We start from the raw sequence: 17,995 nt of genomic DNA, 5'->3' as shown, positions 1-17,995 counted from the left end.
GCCTCTGGTCGTAGAACTGAGTGGCTGTTACGTTCTGCTGGCCCGGTGCCGAATTGGCTGCCCACGCTCAAGCCCCGCCACACCTCGCGGGGCGCAACTCCCCTTCCCGCTCCCGTTCCTGTCGACCACATCAGGGGGACACCCATGGACGCTGCCAGCACGGTCCGCCGCCTCGGCCGGGCCACCGCCCTCGCCGTCGCCGTTGCTCTGGCGGTGACGTCGTGCACCTCGGCCGGCGGAGGGTCCGTCGGCGACGTCGCCAAGAGCGAGCCGCCGAGACTGGACGCGAACGACATCAACCCCAAGCCGCTGGACCAGCTGAAGGACGGCGGCGAGGTGCGCCTCCCGCTGTACCAGTGGATCACCCAGTGGAACCCGTTCCAGGTGGACGGCCGCTACGGCGACGCCGTGGACATCATGCGGGCCCTGGAGCCGGACCTCTTCACCACCGACGCCTCCGGCACCTTCCGGGCGAACCCGGACTACCTGGTGGAGGCCGGGGTCACCTCGACCGCCCCGCAGGTGATCACCTACAAGCTCAACCCGAAGGCCAGGTGGTCGGACGGAAAGCCGCTCGGCTTCCAGGACTTCAAGGCCGACTGGGAGGCCAGCAACGGCAAGAAGGATGGCTACAACATCGCCGACTCCGCCGGCTACGAGCTGATCTCCTCCGTGGAGCAGGGCGCCGACCCGACCGAGGTCAAGGTCACCTTCGCCGAGCCGTACGCGGACTGGCAGAACCTGTTCCGCCCGCTGATCCCGGCGGCCGGGATCGCCACCGCCGACGACTTCAACAAGGGCTGGGTCGAACGGATCCCGATCACCGCGGGCCCGTTGAAGATCGGCGTCGCCGACAAGACCGCCCAGACGCTCACCCTCGTCCCCGACGAGAGCTGGCGGGGCACCAGGCCCAAGGCGGCGAAGATCACCTTCCGGGTGATGTCCCAGTCGGCGACGACCCAGTCGTACCTCAACAACGAGATCGACCTCGCGGCGGCCGCCACCGCGACCGCGTACGGCCAGCTCAAGGACGCCAAGGACACTGTGATCCGCAGTGCCAGCCCGTGGGACGAGGTGCACATCTCCTTCGGCAGCGGCGGTCCGCTGGCGGACCGGAAGGTGCGCCAGGCGCTCGGCAAGGCGCTGGACCGTTCCGCGCTGATCAAGATCGCCAACAACGGTGTGCCGGTGGAGTTCAAGCCGCTCGGCAATCACATCTTCATGCCCAACCAGGTGGGCTACCAGGACAACTCGGGCGAGTGGGGGAAGTTCGACCTGCCCGCGGCGAAGAAGCTGCTGGACGAGGCCGGCTGGAAGGACACGGGCAGCGGCCAGCCGCGCACCAAGGACGGCGGGCAGCTGGAGCTGCACTTCGTGATCAACGACTCCACCCCGCAGGCCCAGATCGACCTGGCCACCGCGGCCGCGGCGATGTGGCTGGCGGCCGGGGTGAAGGTCGACCTGGACAAGGTGCCCAAGAACGACTTCTTCACCAAGTACGTGGACCCGGGCAAGTTCGACATCGCCAGCTGGCGCAACACCGACTCGTTCCCGCTCTCCACCAGCCTGCTCAACTTCCGTCTGCCGGTGGGGGACAACGTCTTCGGCAACTACTCCAAGCTCGGCACCCCCGAGATCGACGCGCTGCTCAAGAAGGGCGCCGGGACGATCGACCCGGTCGAGGCCGCGAAGTACTACAACCAGGCGGATGCCAGGATCTGGGAGCTCGGCCACACCGTCGAGCTCTACCAGCGGCCGACCGTGGTGGCGGTTCGCAAGGGCCTGGCCAACTACGGCGCGTTCGGCCTGGCCACGACCGACTACACCAAGATCGGCTGGGAGAAGTAGTCCCCGCCGCGGACGCGGCGAGACCGACACCGTGGCAGGCGCTGGCGAGCAGCGCGGTGATCACGAGGCAGGTGGTGGGGACACGGACCGGTCGGCGGCTGCGCCGCCCCCGCTGTCCCACCACCCGCCTTGACCTTCCGCGTTGCTCGCAGGCCACCCGTGTCGTGGGGCCCCGGGGGGCCCGCGCTCTTCCAACCGGGGACGAATCTAGCGGGGCGGTCCGGCGGGTCGTGCGGTACGGCGCGGGGCGCGCCCGGAACCCGCCGCGCTGTCACCCGGTTCGCGCACCGGAACGTCAACTACGGCTGACGAAAAGGGGAAAAGCGGGCAAAGCTGGCGGTAACGGTCGTGCGGCGAACCGGGTGCCGGTCGCGCCGGTGCGTGCGCCGCGCGCGGTCCGCTGCCAGGATGCGCGGAACAGTCCAGCGTCCGTCCCGCACTCCGGAGCAGCGCCATGACCAGCGACAACTCCGCGGCACGCCACCCGCGTCCCGGCCCGCATCCCGCTGAGTTGCGCCCGGTGCGCCGGATGGTCCCGCGCGACCGGAACGAACCGCACCGGGTCGCCACGCCGCTGGAGCTGTTCTTCGACCTCTGCTTCGTGGTCGCCGTCGGCCAGGCCGGGCGCGAACTCGCCCACGCCCTCGCGACCGGGCACTACGGCGAGGGCCTGCGCGGCTACGTGCTGGCGTTCTTCGCGATCTGGTGGGCCTGGATGAACTTCACGTGGTTCGCCTCCGCGTACGACTGCGACGACGTGCCCTACCGGCTCACCACGCTGGTGCAGATCGCCGGGGTGCTGATCCTCGCGGCCGGTGTGCCACGGCTGTTCGCCACCCAGGACCTGGCGCTGCCGGTGGCCGGCTACGTGGTGATGCGCCTCGCGATGGTCACCCAGTGGCTGCGCGCGGCCGCGTCCGAACAGGGCGAGGCGCGAAAAGTGGCCCTGCGGTACGTGGCGGGGATCACCGTGTGCCAGGTCGGCTGGGTGGTGATGCTGCTACTGCCGCACGGCGCCCGGCCGTTCGCCATCGCGCTCGGCGTGCTGGCCGAGCTGGCCGTGCCGGTCGTCGCCGAGCTGCGGACGCAGACCAGCTGGCACCCCCACCACATCGCCGAGCGGTACGGACTGTTCACCCTGATCGTGCTCGGCGAGACGGTGGCGGCGGCGACCGTCGCGGTGCAGTCGGCGGTGGACGAGCACGGCGAGGTGGGCCGGCTGGTGCCGGTGGCGATCGGCGGTCTGCTGATCTGCTTCACGGCGTGGTGGATCTACTTCGCCCGGCCGGTGCACGAACACCTGCGATCCAATCGGCAGGCGTTCGCATGGGGTTACGGCCACTACGTGGTGTTCGGCTCGGCGGCCGCGATCGGCGCCGGGCTGGAGGTGGCGGTGGAGTCGGCCGTGCACCAGGCGGAGATCTCCGCGACGGCCGCCACCGCGACGGTCACCGTGCCCACCGCGCTCTACCTGTTCACGGTCTGGCTGCTGCACTCCCGGCACACCAAGACCGGCATCGTGCAGACGCTGGCGCCGGGCGGTGCGGTGCTGGTGCTGGCGTGCACGGTGCTCGGCGGTTCCGGGGTCCTGGCCGCGGGCCTGGTGTGCGCGCTGCTCGTGGCCGTGGGCGTGGCGCTGCACGCCCGGGAGGGCTGAGCGCCGTCCGGGCGCAGCCCGAGCAGCCGCGGCTCGTGCCGGGCCAGCCAGTCCAGGTAGGCCGGGTTGACCCGGGCCAGATCCAGGTAGGCGGCGCGCAGTTCGCCGTACAGCGCGTCCAGGGCGTGCGGGCCGATCGTGCGGGGCCGCCAGGCGAGCAGCAGCCGGACGGCCAGCGGGTCCCCGTGCACCGGGCGCACCACCGTGCCGGGGCCGGGTAAGGAGGTCGGCTGGCAGGGGCGGACCGCCTCGCCGGAGGCGACCAGGTCGGCGGCGGTGGTGTTGTCCCGCACCTGCACCACCCGGGGGTTGAGCCCGGCCTCGGTGAACACCCTTCGCATCGCCGCGTACTCGTGGTCGGCGGTCGGGTCCACCATCCAGGTGTCCTCGGCGAGGTCGGCGAGGTGGACGACCGGCCGGGCGGCGGCCGGGTGGCCGGCGGCGAGCGCGACGAACTGCGGCTCGCGGGCCATCAGCACCCGGTGCTCGGCGTCCGCCGGCACCCGCAGCGGGAAGCCCTCGCTCTCGTGCACGAAGGCCACGTCCAGCTGGTCGGCGGCGACCATCCGCAGCAGCGCACTGGCGGAGACGTCGACGTGGATGGTCGTGTCGGTGTCCGGCAGCCGCTCGTGGACCCGGCGCAGCCAGGCCGCGACCGTCCGGCTGCCGACGCTGCCGATCCGCAGCCGCCGCCGGCTCCCGGCGCCGGTCGACTCCCGGGCCTCCTGGCGCGCGGCGGCGACCAGCGCCGCCATCTCGGCGATCACCGGCCGGGCCCGGGACAGCACCGAGTGGCCGAGCGCGGTGGGCCGGCTGCCGGTCTGCTCGCGGGTGAACAGGGTGCCGCCGATGGTCCGTTCGATCCGGTGCAGCTGGGTGGTGAGCGAGGGCTGGGTCATGCCGAGCTGGAGCGCGGCCTTGCGGAGGCTGCCCGTGTCGGCGATCGCGCACAGCACCCGTAGGTGTCTCACGTCGAGCTCCACGTCGGGAGCATAGACGCCGCCGACCCGCTTCGCCAAGGACATGACACCGGCCGACGTGGCGTCAACACGCGACACTCCCACGGTATTGGGCAGACCTATCGCCGGTTGACATCATCCGCGACGGGTCCGGGCGGGTCGAAGCTCTGGGGCAGCGCACACACTCCCGGCCCCAACCGGGAGCCCCCACACGCCCGCCGTCGCCGCGTCCGGCCCCCACCGGCATGCGCGGTCCGGCGCGTCCGCGAATCGGAGCCCCCACATGAAGCGATCCGTGCTGTCCGCCGCGCTCGGTCTGGCCCTCGCCGCCGGCCTCGCGGCCCTGCCCACCACCGCGAGCGCCGCGCCCGCCGGCTCGGCCGTCCAGGGCTACAGCGCCTCGACGTACGCCGGTTCGGCCGCCGAGGCCGCCGACAACCAGGCGTTCTTCCAGGCGGTGATGGCCTCCGCGAAGGCCAAGCAGGCCGCCGACCCGACCCTGACGACCGTCACCGTCACCTACGACACCGGCAACGCGCCGTCCTTCAGCGGCGAGATATCCGAGGCCGCCCGGATCTGGAACAGCTCGGTGCGCAACGTCCAGCTCCAGGAGAGCAGTCAGGGCGACTTCTCGTACTACGAGGGCGACGACCCGCGCGGCTCGTACGCCAGCACCGACGGCCACGGCCACGGGTACATCTTCCTCGACTACCAGCAGAACCAGCAGTACAACTCGGTGCGCGTCACCGCGCACGAGACCGGCCACGTGCTCGGCCTGCCCGACCACTACTCCGGCCCCTGCAGCGAGCTGATGTCCGGCGGCGGCCCCGGCCCGTCCTGCACCAACCCCTACCCGAACAGCACCGAGCGCAGCCGGGTCAACTCGCTCTGGGCGAACGGCGTGGCGTAGCCGAAGGCCCCGACCGGGGCGCAGCGGGCCGTCCGGCCGCGATCGGTCGGGCCCGCCGTCCGGGTGCTTCCCCGCGGCGGAGCCCGACCGGCCGCGGAACGGAATGCCCCGGGGAAGGCCCTGGTCAAGTCGAGTCAAAGTCGATTCAAAAGTAGGCGATTCCAGGGGTATTGGACCGTGCTATCGCCGGTTGACATCATCCGCCCCGCCGCCGCGCTGTCCGAAGCTCGGTGAACACACACACCCGTTCACCAGGTGCCCCCCACGGCCGGCCCCCACCGGCCACGCACCCCAGGAATCGGAGCCCCCACATGAAGCGATCCGTGCTGTCCGCCGCGCTCGGTCTGGCCCTCGCCGCCGGCCTCGCGGCCCTGCCCACCACCGCGAGCGCCGCGCCCGCCGGCCCGGCCGTCCAGGGCTACAGCGCCTCGACGTACGCCGGCTCGGATGCCGAGGCCGCCGACAACCAGGCGTTCTTCCAGGCGGTGATGGCCTCCGCGAAGGCGAAGCAGGCCGCCGACCCGACCCTGACGACCGTCACCGTCACCTACGACGCCAGCAAGGCCCCGACGTTCCGCACCCAGATAGCACGGGCAGCGCAGATCTGGAACGGCTCGGTGCGCAACGTCCAGCTGCGCTCCGGCTCCGCCGCCGACTTCCGCTACTACGAGGGCAACGACGCGCGCGGCTCGTACGCCAGCACCGACGGCCACGGGCGCGGGTACATCTTCCTCGACTACCAGCAGAACCGTCAGTACAACTCGGTGCGCGTCACCGCGCACGAGACCGGCCACGTGCTCGGGCTGCCCGACCACTACTCCGGCCCCTGCAGCGAGCTGATGTCCGGCGGCGGCCCCGGCCCGTCCTGCACCAACCCGTACCCGAACAGCACCGAGCGCAGCCGGGTCAACTCGCTCTGGGCGAACGGCTGATCCGCTTCGCGTCGACCGGTCCGGCCGCTAGCGCAGCGGCCGGACCGCGCCGGTCTGTCAGTGCCGCGTGCGAGCATGCGGGCGAGACCGACCATCCGACCGCGAGGTGCCACCGCCATGCCGTACTCCGCCCCCGACGAACTCGGCGACCTGCCCTACGCGGAACTGCTGCGCCCGCACTCCGGGCCGCTGCGCAGCGACGAGCGGTACGACACCGTGCACTTCGACGGCGGCGAGTACGCCGAGCAGTCGGCCGCCGGGGCGACGTTCCTGGAGTGCGCCTTCACCGGTGTCGCGCTCAGCGGCGTCAAGCTGCGCCAGGCCCGGTTCACCGAGGTGTGGGCGCAGTCCGGCCGCTGGGTGGCCTGCGACCTGAGCGACAGCGAGTGGCAGGACAGCGCGTTCACCGGCGGTGTGCTGGCCGGGATCGCCGCGCACGGCTCGGCGCTGCGCCGGGTGGTGTTCCGGGGCTGCAAGCTGGAGGCCGTCAACCTGCGGGCGGCCGTCCTGCGGGACGTCGTCTTCGAGGACTGCCTGCTGCGCGACGTGGACTTCGGCGAGGCGAAGCTGACGGAGGTGTCCTTCCCCGGCTCGACCCTGGAGGAGGTCCGCCTGCGCGGCGCCACCCTGAGCAAGACCGACCTGCGCGGCGCCGCCCGGCTCGATCTGCCCGACGGACACCAGGGTCTGCGCGGAGCGGTCATCAGCTCCACCCAACTGCTGGAGCTCGCGCCGCAGTTCGCCCAGGCGCTGGGGATCACCGTCAAGGACCGCTGACGTCCCGTTCCGGCCCGTCCCTTCCAGGAGTTTCGGCCGTTCAGCCCCGTGTCGCTCGGTGACGGCCGGGCGAACAGTCCGCCAATCCTGCCGCGGGCATCTGGTGGCCCGGCCGGCGCCGGTGGAAACTGCTGCGCGATCGATGAGCCCCGACTTGTGCACACAACACCGCCAGCGAAGGGACGGGCCGGGCTGATGGCCGAGCTGAGTCGTAGGAAGTTCGTCACGCTGTCCGGCGCCGCCGCCGCGGGTCTGGCCGTGGCCGGGGCCGGACGTGCGGGAGCCGTCCCGGGCGCGTCGGGCGCGGCGTCCACCGCCGCCTCCACCGCGGCGCTGCCGCAGAGCGGCACCATCACCGACGCGCGGCACGTGGTGATCCTGATGCAGGAGAACCGCAGCTTCGACCACTACTTCGGCATGCTGCGCGGCGTGCGCGGCTTCGCCGACCGCAGCGCGATCCAGATCGCCGGCGGCTACAGCGTGTTCAACCAGCCGAACCTCCTGTTCGGCCGTCAGTACCCGTGGCAGTTCAGCCTCACCAAGCCGGCCGGCGGCGCCGACCCCGAGCGCCTCGCCCAGTGCAACGGCGACCTCGCGCACGGCTGGACCGACCAGCACACGGCCTGGAACGGCGGGAAGCTGGACTCCTGGGTCCTCGCCAAGGGCAATGTCCGCACGCTCGGCTTCCTCACCCGCCAGGACATCCCGTTCCACTACGCGCTGGCCGAGAACTGGACCATCTGCGACGCCTACCACTGCTCGGTGCTCAGTGCGACCGGGCCCAACCGCACCTACCACTGGTCCGGCCAGATCGACCCGGCCGGCACCGCGGGCGGCCCGGCCTACGACGGCGGCGACGAGAAGGGCCTGCGGTGGCAGACCTACGCCGAGGCGCTGGAGACCGCCGGCGTCAGCTGGAAGGTCTACCAGAACGCCGCCGACAACTACGGCGACAACGCATTGGCCTACTTCACCCAGTTCGCGGGCGCCCCGGCCGGCAGCCCGCTGGCCGTCAAGGGCATGAGCTCGGTGCCCGCCGTCACCGGACGGACCCCGGACGACATCGTCGCCGCGATCAAGGCCGACGTGCTGGCCGGCACCCTCCCGCAGGTCTCCTGGATCGTCCCCGACCAGGCCTCCTCCGAGCACCCGTACGCCACCCCGGCCGACGGCGCGCACTTCGTCCACAACGTGATCGACGCGCTGGGCGCCGACCCGGACGTCTTCAACTCCACCATCCTGTTCCTCAACTACGACGAGAACGACGGCTTCTTCGACCACGTCCCGCCGCCGGTCGCCCCGGCCGGCACCCCGGGCGAGTTCTACAACGGCACCAACATCGGCCTCGGCTTCCGCGTCCCGCTGATCGCGATCTCGCCCTGGACCCGCGGCGGCTGGGTCAACTCCGAGACCTTCGACCACACCTCGGTGCTGCGGTTCCTGGAGACCTGGACGACCGCCCTCGGCACGCCCGCCCCCTGTCCGAACATCACCGACTGGCGCCGCCGCGTCTGCGGCGACCTGACCAGCGTGTTCGACTTCGCCAACCCGGTCTACGGCCTCCCGGCGCTGCCCGACACCTCGCAGACCATCGGCCTGTCCGCCTGCGGCCCGCTGCCCAACCCGGCCCCGGTGAACAACCAGCTGCCGGTACAGGAGTCCGGTGCCCGGCCGGCCCGCGCGCTGCCCTACCAGCCCAACGCCAACCTGGACCACCTGGAGTTCGGCTCCGCGGGCGTGATGAAGGTCTGGATCACGATGGCCAACGAGGGCACCGCCGCCACCAAGTCCGCGCACTTCGCCGCCTACGCCAACGCCTACCGCGGCGGCGGCCCGTGGCAGTACACCGTCGACCCCGGCGGCAGCACCGGAGACTTCTTCAACTGCGGCCTCGGCTTCGGCAACGGCCCGTACGACCTCACGGTGGTCGGCCCCAACCGCTTCCTGCGCCGCTTCAAGGGCGACGCCACCAAGGCGGGCAAGAACGCGAAGGTCACCGCCTCGTACGCGGTCGAGCCGGGCACCGGCAAGCCGGCCGTCTACTTCAAGCTCGCCAACTCCGGCAGCACCCCGCTGACCTTCACCATCGCGTCGAACAACTACCGCACGGACGGCCCCTGGACGTACCAGGTGCCCGCCGGCGGCAGCGTGAGCGACTACTTCAACGCGGTGGCCTACACCAACGGCTGGTACGACTTCACCGTCACCGTGGACGCCGACGGCAGCTGGTCGCAGCGGTTCACCGGACACCTGGAGACCGGCGCGCCCAGCGTCAGCGGCTGAGCGGCGCGGTCAGACGAACGGGCCCCGGGGGAACCACGGATCGTGGACCTCCCGGGGCCCGTACGGCGTCAGCAGGGTGAGCGTCATCGGCGCCGCCGCGTAGTCGGCCAGCAGCACCGCGCCGTGCCGGGTCTCCAGCTCCGCCTGCACCGGCACGGGCAGCTTGCTCAGCGAGCGCCGCAGCTGGAGCGCGTCCCGCCGGCTGACCGGCTGCGGGGCGCGCAGCACCAGCCGCAGCGGGCTCATCGGCCCGGTCACCGGCGCGCCCGTGCCCAGCTCGAAGCCGACCGCGCCGATCGGCCCCCAGGTGAGCCGGTGCTCCGCCACCAGCGCGCCGACCACCGGCAGCAGGGCCAGCGCCGGGACCGCCGCCACCCGCTCGGGCGCCAGCAGCTCCCGCCGGGCGGCCAGTTGCTCGGGCCGGAAGGTGCGGGCCACCGCCGCCCAGGGCGCCAGAGCGTTCAGCAACTGCCCCCGCTGCGGGCCGCGTACCGTCACCGGGATCCACTGCTCGGGCGCCGCCGTGACGTCCCGGGGGCAGCGCACGGGGTGCGGGGTGTCGGTCGGGGAGCCGACCACGGTGGGCGCCCGGCCTACCGTCACCCAGGGCTGCGCCCGCAGCACGGCCCGCGCCCAGTCGGGGAGTTCACCGCCGTCGAGCGGGCGCAGCGAGCTGGGGCACTGCATCAGCAGGAGGTCGTGCGGGCCGGGCAGCCGCCCGTCCAGCGCGGCGAGCGGTCCGACCAGGCGGCGCGGCCCGCCGTGCGGTTCCTCGGCTGCGGCTCGTCGGGCGGGGGAAGCGGAGTGGACGGCAGTCACCGCAGGCCTCCTGGGCGAAGTCGGACTGGCTGACGGATCCACCCTCCGCCGGCTCCGGGTCGGGCCGCCACGGTCCTTGGACGCTTTCCGCCGGGACCAACGGCCCAAGGTGCGCGGCCCTGGCCACGGTGTGAGAGTGGGGGCAGCCCGGTATCCGTCCGGAGGAGGAGTCATGGGCATCTTCGACAGGTTCCGCCACAAGGCGCACGAGGCCGCCGGGCCGGACGCCACCGAGCGCGCCGCCCTCGCCCACGACGAGGCTGCTGACGCGTACAGCGACGAGGTCGAGCGGACCCGTGAGACGCGCGAGACGCAGAGCGTCCAGGCGGAGGCCGACCGGCGCGCCGCCGAGGACATGACGGCAGAGGGCGACCCCTGGGACTGACCCCTCGGCAACACCCATCGAACGCGGCGACCGAACTCGGCAACGCCCCCTGAACGCCGCTGCCGCCCCGGGCTCAGCGGGCCCGCGGCGGCAGCGGCGGGCGTCGCAGGTCAGGCCGGGGGGTGTCGGCCGGCGGGGGCGCCGCGGCGGGGACGTCCTCCAGCAGCTCCAGCGCCAGCTGGACGGCGGCGACCAGCTCCGGGTGCCGCCCCCGGGCCCAGTCCTGGGGCGCCCGCAGCACGTGGACGTCCGGTTCGACGCCGTGGTTCTCCACCGACCAGCCGAGCCCGCCGGTGAACCAGGACGCGTTCTTCGGCACCGAGATCTGGGTGCCGTCGCCGAGCGTGTGCCGCCCGGTCATCCCGACCACCCCGCCCCAGGTGCGGGTGCCGACCACGGGCCCCAGCCCGAGCAGCTTGATCGCGGCGATGATCACGTCGCCGTCCGAGCTGGTCGCCTCGTCGGCGAGCGCGACCACCGGGCCGCGCGGGGCGTTGCGCGGCCACCGCACGGGCTGCCGGTCCCGGCTGAAGTCCCAGGCGAGGACCTGCCGGGTGAGCTTCTCCAGCACGAGTTCGGAGACGTTGCCCCCGGCGTTGCCGCGCACGTCCAGGACGAGCGCGGGCTTGTCCAGTTCGCGGCGCACGTCGCGGTTGAACTGCGCCCAGCCGGAGCCGCCGAGATCCGGGATGTGCAGGTAGCCGCACCGGCCGTCGCTGAACTCCCGTACCAGGGAGCGGCGTCTGACCACCCAGTCCTGGTAGCGGATGGGCCGCTCGTCGGTCAGCGGGGTGACGGTGATCCGCCGCACGGGGCCGTCCGGGCCGCTGCGCAGGGTCAGTTCGACGGTGGTGCCGCCGGTGCCGGCCAGCAGCGGGAGCGGGCCGCGGAGCGGGTCCAGCGGGCGGCCGCCGATCTCCAGCAGTTCGTCGCCGTCCCGGACGCCCTGGGCGGCCAGCGGGGCGCGGGCGCGCGGGTCGGAGGACTCGCCGGGCAGGATCCGGTGGACCAGCCAGCGGCCGTCGGGGGCGCGGTGCGCGCCGGCGCCGAGCAGGCCGAGCGGCTGCTGGGCGAGCGAGGGGCCCTCGCCGCGGCGGGACGGAGTGACGTAGGCGTGCGAGGTGCCGAGTTCGCCGAGGAGCTCGCGCAGCAGGTCGGCGAAGTCGTCCGGCCCGGCGATCCGGTCGAGCAGCGGCTCGTACTGGGCGACCAGGGCGGGCCAGTCCAGGCCGGACATCCCGGCGTCCCAGAACTGGTCCCGGACGATCCGGGCCGCCTCGTGGTAGGCGTGGCGCCACTCGGCGGCCGGGTGCACGGTGTGGGTGATCCGGCGCAGGTCCACCGGGGTGCCGGCGGAGGGGGCGCCGACCGGGAGGATCCGCAGGGTGCCGGCCGAGTAGACCGCGATCGAGCCGCCGTCGCCGGAGACGGCGTAGCCGTCCAGCTTGTCGACCAGGGTGGTGCGGGTGCCCCGGGCCAGGTCGAAGTACTCCAGTGAGGGGCGGCCGGAGGTTTCCTCGGGGCTGGCGAAGGTCTGCCCGAGGGTGCCGGAGATCGGCCAGCGCAGCCAGACCAGGCCGCCGCGCACCGCGTCGGTGGCCGAGTACTTGGAGGCGATCACCGGGAACTGCAGCAGCCGCTCGCCGATGCCCTGCGGGTCGACCCGCACGGTGCCGTCGCCGCCGCCGTCGCCGTGCGGGGCGCCGTCCTCGGCGGGCGCTGCGAACGGGGACGGGGTGTCGGCGGTGAGCGGGACGAGGTAGGGGCGGCAGCCGACCGGGAAGGAGAGGTCGCCGGTGTGCACGTCGTGGACGGGGTCGAAGCCGCGCCAGGACAGGAAGGCCAGGTAGCGGCCGTCCCGGGTGAACACCGGCTGCTCGTCCTCGAACCGCCCGTTGGTGACCTCGGTGATCGGCGCGGGCGCCTCGGTGCGGGTGAGCCGGATGCGGCGCAGCGAGCGCCCGGCGGCCGGCTGCGACCAGGCGATCCAGTGCGAGTCGGGGGAGAACCGGGCGCTGGAGACGGGCCCGTAGCCGGAGGCGGCGAGTTCGCGCACCTCGCCGTCGGCGGTGGCGACCAGCAGCAGCCGCCCGTCCGACGTGGCGACGGCGAGGTGGGCGCCGTCGGGGGAGGCGGTGAGCTCCAGGACCCGCCCGAGCCGTCCGGCGGCGAGCACCCGGTGGCGGTGCCGCCCGCCGGTCTCGAGCGCGTGGCCGGCCTCGTGCCCGGGCAGCGGCATCACCTCGACGGCGTCGGCGCCCTCCGCGTCGGTGATCCAGGCGGCCTCGCCGGTGTGCCCGAGCACGACCGGCAGCCGGGTGCGCACGCCCGGGGTGTCGGCGAGCGTGCGGGCCGGGCCGTCCTTGTGGGTGAGCCAGTACTGGCTGCCGCGCACGGTGATCACCCCGGCCCGGCCGGACTGGTCGCAGGCCAGGTCCTTGACCTGGGAGGCGGCGCTGACCTGGTACGGGCGGCGGCCGGCCCGTGAGCCGCCGAGCGGCACGTGCAGCCGCCGCGGCCCGGGGGCGTCCAGGCTCTCCAGCAGCCAGAGGTCGCCGCCGTGCTGGTAGACGATCCGGGTGCCGTCGGTGGCGGCCTCGCGGGCGTAGTAGGAGGCGTGGTCGGTGTGCCGGCGCAGATCGGTACCGTCGGGGCGGCAGGAGTAGAGGTTGCCGATGCCCTCGTGGTCGGAGAGGAAGGCGATTCTCCCGTCGGGGGGTTCGCCGACGGGCATGGGTGAGGCGAGGTGCCCGGGATGGCCGGCCAGGATCTGCAGGCCGTCGACCCAGAGCCGGCCGGTGGCGCCGCCGCGGTAGCGCTTCCAGGCCGCGGGCTCGTGCGGGGCGGCGCCGGTGAGCAGCACGGTGCGCTCGCGGCTCATCTGGGCGTCGCCGACGGGCCCCCAGGGCATCCGGCGGTCGGGGGCGCCGTCCGGCGGCAGGGCGTGCGCCCAGGTGTAGTGGCCGAAGGGCTCGTGGTAGGAGGTGACGGCCAGGACCTCGCCGTCCGGCAGCCAGCCGCGCACCCGGGTGTCCTGGCTGCCCCAGTAGCTGAGCCGCCGGGCCTCGCCGCCCGCGGTGGGGGCGGTCCACACCTCGGGGGTCAGGCTGAGCCAGCTGGTCCAGGCGAGGGTGTGGCCGTCGGGGGAGAACCGGGGGTGGCTGACCCGGGTGCGGTCGCAGCTGACCCGCCAGGCCCGGCCGGCCTCGGGGCCGGGCTCCAGCGGGGCGAGCCAGACGTCGTCCTCGGCGGTGAAGGCGAGCAGGTCGCCGTGCAGGTGGGGGTAGCGGAGGTAGCCGGGCGAGGTCACCTCTCCATCCTTCGACGGGGTGTCACACCCGGCAACCGGGGCGGCCCGCGGGGCGCCGAAACGCCGGAAGGCCCCTCGCTCTCGCGAAGGGCCTTCCGGCTGTCTGTGCGCCGCCAGGGACTCGAACCCCGGACCCGCTGATTAAGAGTCAGCTGCTCTAACCAACTGAGCTAGCGGCGCCTGCTGACGTGGAGAACATTACCTGGTCAGCGGCCGAAACACACAATCGGCCCGGACGGGCGTGCGCGGAGCGTCACGGAGCCAGGACGACCGTGCCCCGGACGTGCCCGGTGCCGACCATCCGGTGGGCGTCGGCGGCGCGTTCCAGCGGGAACGTCCCGGCGACCTCCAGCCGCAGCCCGCCCGCCTCCCACAGCTCGACCAGCTCGGCCAGCCGGGCCGCCGTCCGCTCGGCGCGCAGTGCTTCTCGATCATTCGGGCGTGCTGCTTCTCGATCATTCGACCTGAAGCGCCCTTGAGGTCAAGCCCCGCCCACGTGTCGCCACAAATGGGCACCTTGTCAGATTCGCGATCGTCACCCCCGGCGAGAGATGCTCGCCGGCCACGGCGGGGGCCGGCGCCGATCCCGAGCCCGTCGATGAGGTGCCGTGCGGGCTCGGCCGGCGCCCGAACGGACATGACGCGCCGTCCGGCCCGGTCACTCCGGACGTGACCGAACGGAATGTGCGCGGTCCCGTCGGACGTTGCATAGGCTGGCCCCGGGCAGGCCGTCAACGGAGTCGGCGCACCACCAGTACCTGCACGACCTCGCGAATCCCTCACCGCCTGGCCCTGCCGGTATCTGCACCCAGATGAAACGAGGAACACCGATGTCGGAGACCCGCGCCGACGCCCGCACCCCGCTCGACCGCACCCCGCAGTGGGCCGCCCTCGGCAAGCACCGGGCCGAGCTGGGCGACACGCACCTGCGCGAGCTGTTCGCCGCCGACCCGGAGCGCGGCCGCCGCTACACGCTCCAGGTCGGCGACCTGCACGTCGACTACGCCAAGCAGCTGGTCACCGACGAGACGCTGGAGCTGCTGCGCGAGCTGGCCGCCGCCACCGGCGTCGCCGAGCTGCGGGACGCGATGTTCCGCGGCGAGAAGATCAACAACACCGAGCAGCGCGCCGTCCTGCACACCGCGCTGCGCGCCCCGCGCGGGGCCGTCGTCGAGGTCGACGGCGAGAACGTCGTGCCCGGCGTGCACGCCGTCCTCGACAAGATGGCCGCCTTCGCCGACCGGGTCCGCAGCGGCGAGTGGCGCGGCCACACCGGCAAGCAGATCCGCACCGTCGTCAACATCGGCATCGGCGGCTCCGACCTCGGCCCCGCCATGGCCTACGAGGTGCTCCGCTCCTACACCAAGCGCGACCTCGACGTCCGCTTCGTCTCCAACGTGGACGGCGCCGACCTGCACGAGGCCGTCCGCGACCTGGACCCGGCCGAGACGCTCTTCATCGTCGCCTCGAAGACCTTCACCACCATCGAGACCATCACCAACGCGGTCTCCGCCCGCGACTGGCTGCTGGCCGGCCTCGGCGCCGGCACCGAGGCGGTCGCGAAGCACTTCGTCGCGCTGTCCACCAACGGCCGGGGCGTGCAGGACTTCGGCATCGACACGGCCAACATGTTCGAGTTCTGGGACTGGGTCGGCGGCCGCTACTCCTACGACTCGGCGATCGGCCTCTCGCTGATGATCGCCATCGGCCCGGACGCCTTCCGCGAGATGCTGGACGGCTTCCACCTCGTCGACGAGCACTTCCGCACCGCCCCGCCGGAGCAGAACGTCCCGCTGCTGCTCGGCCTGCTGGGCGTCTGGTACGGCGCGTTCTTCGACGCCCAGGCGCACGCGGTGCTGCCGTACTCGCACTACCTGTCGAAGTTCACCGCCTACCTCCAGCAGCTGGACATGGAGTCCAACGGCAAGTCGGTGGACCGCGCCGGCAACCCGGTGAACTGGCAGACCGGCCCGGTGGTCTGGGGCACCCCCGGCACCAACGGCCAGCACGCCTACTACCAGCTGCTGCACCAGGGCACCAAGGTCATCCCGGCCGACTTCATCGGCTTCGCCAAGCCCGTCGCCGACCTGCTGCCCGGCCTGGTCGCCCAGCACGACCTGCTGCTCGCCAACTTCTTCGCCCAGACCCAGGCGCTCGCCTTCGGCAAGACGGCGGAGGAGGTCGCGGCCGAGGGCGTGCCGGCCGAGCTCGTCCCGCACAAGACCTTCAAGGGCAACCACCCGACCACCACCATCCTGGCCGGCGAGCTGACCCCCTCGGTGCTCGGTCAGCTGGTCGCGCTGTACGAGCACAAGGTGTTCGTCCAGGGCGCGATCTGGAACATCGACTCCTTCGACCAGTGGGGCGTCGAGCTGGGCAAGGTGCTCGCCAAGCGGATCGAGCCGGTGCTGCTCACCGGCGAGGGCGCCGAGCGGCTGGACAGCTCCACCGCCGAGCTGGTCGCCCGCTACCGCGCGCTGCGTGGCCGCTGAGCCCTGGGAGCCCGGGGCCGTCCGCCTTTCGGCGGGCGGCCCCGGCTCTCGGGTGCCGCCTTCTCGGGGCCGCCGCGGAAGACGCCTGCCACTGCCGGAATACGTCGCCGGAATACGCCGAGAGGCCCCTCGCTTTCACAAGGGGCCTCTCGGCTGTCTGTGCGCCGCCAGGGACTCGAACCCCGGACCCGCTGATTAAGAGTCAGCTGCTCTAACCAACTGAGCTAGCGGCGCCTGCTGACGGGGAAGACTCTAGCAGCGTCCCCGGCCCGAACCAAAATCGAATACCGGTCGCCCGGCGTTCACCCGCCGGTCACCGCCGCCGCCCCGGCGGATTCGGCCGCGACGGGCTCGCGCGCCGCCCGGACGCACGCCCACAGCACCACGGAGGCGCCCGGCAGCCACGGCTCCCGGTCCTCCGGCGCGACGATCCACCGGCCCGCACCCAGACCGGGCGACTGCGGGCCGTTCATCATCCGCTGCACCGGCGGCACCGTCACCGCGTCCCCCCTGCCGTGGCACAGCAGCGGCGGCACGTCCCGGGCCCACTCCTCCCAGGCCAGCAGCCGCCGCAGCCGGGCCGCCGCGCCGGGCTGGACGAACAGCAGGATCCGACCCCGGTAGACGGCGACCGGCCCGCAACCCGGCCCGGAGGCCCACAACTCGTCCAGCACCCGGCGGCCGAACAGGGACGGCATGCTGATCACGTCGAAGACCCGCCCGCAGGGCAGCACCGAGGGCGCCCACGGGCGCGACTCCCACAGGGCGCGCATGCTGCGCGGGTACTCGCTCGCGGAGGCCAGCCAGGCCTCCCCGGCGACGGTGACGTACTCCACCGACTGATGCGTCGTCCAGATGTCCACGCACAGCAGGGTGCGCGGCGCGCGGGACCGGTGAGAGGGAAAACGCCGTTTGCCGGACACGGCGACGGGGAAGGGCGTACCCTTCCCGCGCGCATATGCCAGAGGCCTGTTTTCGCCGCCTGTTCTCGCCGCCTTGTTTCGCCGCCTTGTTCTCGCCGGTTCAGTCCTCGTGGCGGCGCGGCTGGAGCAGGCCGCGGCCGTACTCGATCATCTTGGCGGCGTAGTCGGGGGTCCAGTCCGCCCGCTCCGCGATCTCGGCGTCCGACAGCGCGTCGAACCGGCGGGGGTCCGCGAGCTGCGCCGCGGCGACCGCCTGGAAGTCCGTGGCCCGCTCGGCGGCGGCGCGGAAGGCCAGCGCCAGCTCGGTCGAGCGGCGCAGCAGCTCGGCCGGGTCGTCGATCGACTCCAGGTCGAAGAAGCGCTCCGCCTCCGGCTCGGCGGCCTGCGGCTCGAACAGCAGGTGCGCCGGGCGCTGGCGCCGGGCGGACGCGGACGGACCGCCGGGATCGGACGCCATCGCGTGGGAGTCGGGCATGGACGGACACCTCCGGGTGCTCGATGAGGGGGCGGACGGCGGTTGCTCCGGGCCGCGCCGCCCGGTCGGGGCCGTCGTCCATTGTCGCGCGGCGGCCGCCGATGACGGAACGGTGCACGTGCGGGCGCTATTCCCCGGGGCGCGCCCCCGGCGCACCCCGGACACCTTCGGGTGATCCCGGACTCGCGGCGTCATCGCGGCCCGGGCTGCGGCGTTGTCCCGGGT

At 73.1% G+C, this 17,995-nt stretch carries 12 protein-coding genes, 2 tRNA genes and 2 pseudogenes; 8 read left to right on the top strand and 8 right to left on the bottom strand.

Annotated elements, in window-relative coordinates:
* Positions 1–144 precede the first annotated feature (144 nt).
* The gene (locus F7Q99_RS08695) at positions 145–1,848 is read left to right on the top strand and encodes an ABC transporter family substrate-binding protein (RefSeq protein ID WP_153460759.1); all 1,704 of its coding nucleotides are present in this window, start codon (positions 145–147) and stop codon (positions 1,846–1,848) included.
* Positions 1,849–2,302: 454 nt separating this feature from the next.
* Complete coding sequence (locus F7Q99_RS08690) at positions 2,303–3,505, top strand: low temperature requirement protein A (RefSeq protein ID WP_153460758.1); 1,203 nt, start codon at positions 2,303–2,305, stop codon at positions 3,503–3,505.
* 152 nt (positions 3,506–3,657) lie between these two features.
* Here the strand turns inward: F7Q99_RS08690 and F7Q99_RS08685 are convergent.
* Positions 3,658–4,530: pseudogene (locus tag F7Q99_RS08685) on the bottom strand (LysR family transcriptional regulator); the annotation flags it as partial.
* Between the two features lie 217 nt (positions 4,531–4,747).
* Between F7Q99_RS08685 and snpA (F7Q99_RS08680) the strand changes: the two are divergent.
* The 4 genes from snpA (F7Q99_RS08680) to F7Q99_RS08665 all read left to right on the top strand — a co-directional run bounded on the left by snpA (F7Q99_RS08680) (position 4,748) and on the right by F7Q99_RS08665 (position 9,366).
* Positions 4,748–5,374, top strand: a complete 627-nt coding sequence (gene snpA / locus F7Q99_RS08680; protein WP_153460757.1) for a snapalysin — start codon at positions 4,748–4,750, stop codon at positions 5,372–5,374.
* A gap of 311 nt (positions 5,375–5,685) precedes the next feature.
* Complete coding sequence (gene snpA / locus F7Q99_RS08675) at positions 5,686–6,306, top strand: snapalysin (RefSeq protein WP_153460756.1); 621 nt, start codon at positions 5,686–5,688, stop codon at positions 6,304–6,306.
* 117 nt (positions 6,307–6,423) lie between these two features.
* Positions 6,424–7,083: a pentapeptide repeat-containing protein gene (locus tag F7Q99_RS08670; protein ID WP_153460755.1), complete on the top strand. Its 660-nt coding sequence runs from the start codon at positions 6,424–6,426 to the stop codon at positions 7,081–7,083.
* A 195-nt stretch (positions 7,084–7,278) separates the two neighbouring features.
* Positions 7,279–9,366, top strand: coding sequence for a phosphocholine-specific phospholipase C (locus F7Q99_RS08665; RefSeq protein ID WP_153460754.1), 2,088 nt, complete (start codon positions 7,279–7,281; stop codon positions 9,364–9,366).
* 9 nt (positions 9,367–9,375) lie between these two features.
* On the opposite strand, the gene F7Q99_RS08660 is transcribed toward F7Q99_RS08665, so the two are convergent.
* A complete protein-coding gene (locus tag F7Q99_RS08660; protein WP_195911022.1) occupies positions 9,376–10,185 on the bottom strand; it encodes a phosphoribosyl-dephospho-CoA transferase MdcG domain-containing protein in 810 nt (269 codons plus the stop codon).
* A 172-nt stretch (positions 10,186–10,357) separates the two neighbouring features.
* On the opposite strand from F7Q99_RS08660, the gene F7Q99_RS40340 reads away from it, so the two are divergent.
* Positions 10,358–10,570, top strand: a complete 213-nt coding sequence (locus F7Q99_RS40340) for a hypothetical protein (protein ID WP_195911021.1) — start codon at positions 10,358–10,360, stop codon at positions 10,568–10,570.
* A gap of 73 nt (positions 10,571–10,643) precedes the next feature.
* Here the strand turns inward: F7Q99_RS40340 and F7Q99_RS08655 are convergent, their stop codons facing one another.
* From F7Q99_RS08655 to F7Q99_RS08645, 3 genes and pseudogenes are all read right to left on the bottom strand, one after another.
* Positions 10,644–13,880, bottom strand: coding sequence for a S41 family peptidase (locus F7Q99_RS08655; RefSeq protein ID WP_326846437.1), 3,237 nt, complete (start codon positions 13,878–13,880; stop codon positions 10,644–10,646).
* Between the two features lie 106 nt (positions 13,881–13,986).
* Positions 13,987–14,060, bottom strand: a tRNA-Lys gene (locus tag F7Q99_RS08650).
* Positions 14,061–14,133: 73 nt separating this feature from the next.
* Positions 14,134–14,313 (bottom strand): annotated as a pseudogene (locus tag F7Q99_RS08645) (zinc-binding dehydrogenase); the annotation flags it as partial.
* A gap of 397 nt (positions 14,314–14,710) precedes the next feature.
* On the opposite strand from F7Q99_RS08645, the gene pgi reads away from it, so the two are divergent.
* The gene (gene pgi, locus F7Q99_RS08640) at positions 14,711–16,372 is read left to right on the top strand and encodes a glucose-6-phosphate isomerase (protein ID WP_153460752.1); all 1,662 of its coding nucleotides are present in this window, start codon (positions 14,711–14,713) and stop codon (positions 16,370–16,372) included.
* Between the two features lie 160 nt (positions 16,373–16,532).
* Here the strand turns inward: pgi and F7Q99_RS08635 are convergent.
* The 3 genes from F7Q99_RS08635 to F7Q99_RS08625 all read right to left on the bottom strand — a co-directional run bounded on the left by F7Q99_RS08635 (position 16,533) and on the right by F7Q99_RS08625 (position 17,770).
* Positions 16,533–16,606, bottom strand: a tRNA-Lys gene (locus tag F7Q99_RS08635).
* Between the two features lie 68 nt (positions 16,607–16,674).
* The gene (locus tag F7Q99_RS08630) at positions 16,675–17,337 is read right to left on the bottom strand and encodes a bifunctional DNA primase/polymerase (protein WP_153460751.1); all 663 of its coding nucleotides are present in this window, start codon (positions 17,335–17,337) and stop codon (positions 16,675–16,677) included.
* Positions 17,338–17,395: 58 nt separating this feature from the next.
* Complete coding sequence (locus F7Q99_RS08625; protein WP_195911020.1) at positions 17,396–17,770, bottom strand: hypothetical protein; 375 nt, start codon at positions 17,768–17,770, stop codon at positions 17,396–17,398.
* Positions 17,771–17,995 lie beyond the last annotated feature (225 nt).

This window comes from Streptomyces kaniharaensis (genome assembly GCF_009569385.1).
Taxonomy (GTDB): Bacteria; Actinomycetota; Actinomycetes; order Streptomycetales; family Streptomycetaceae; genus Kitasatospora; species Kitasatospora kaniharaensis.
The sequence above is the reverse complement of the archived record's forward strand: the minus strand, read 5'-3'. Positions and strand labels throughout refer to the sequence as shown.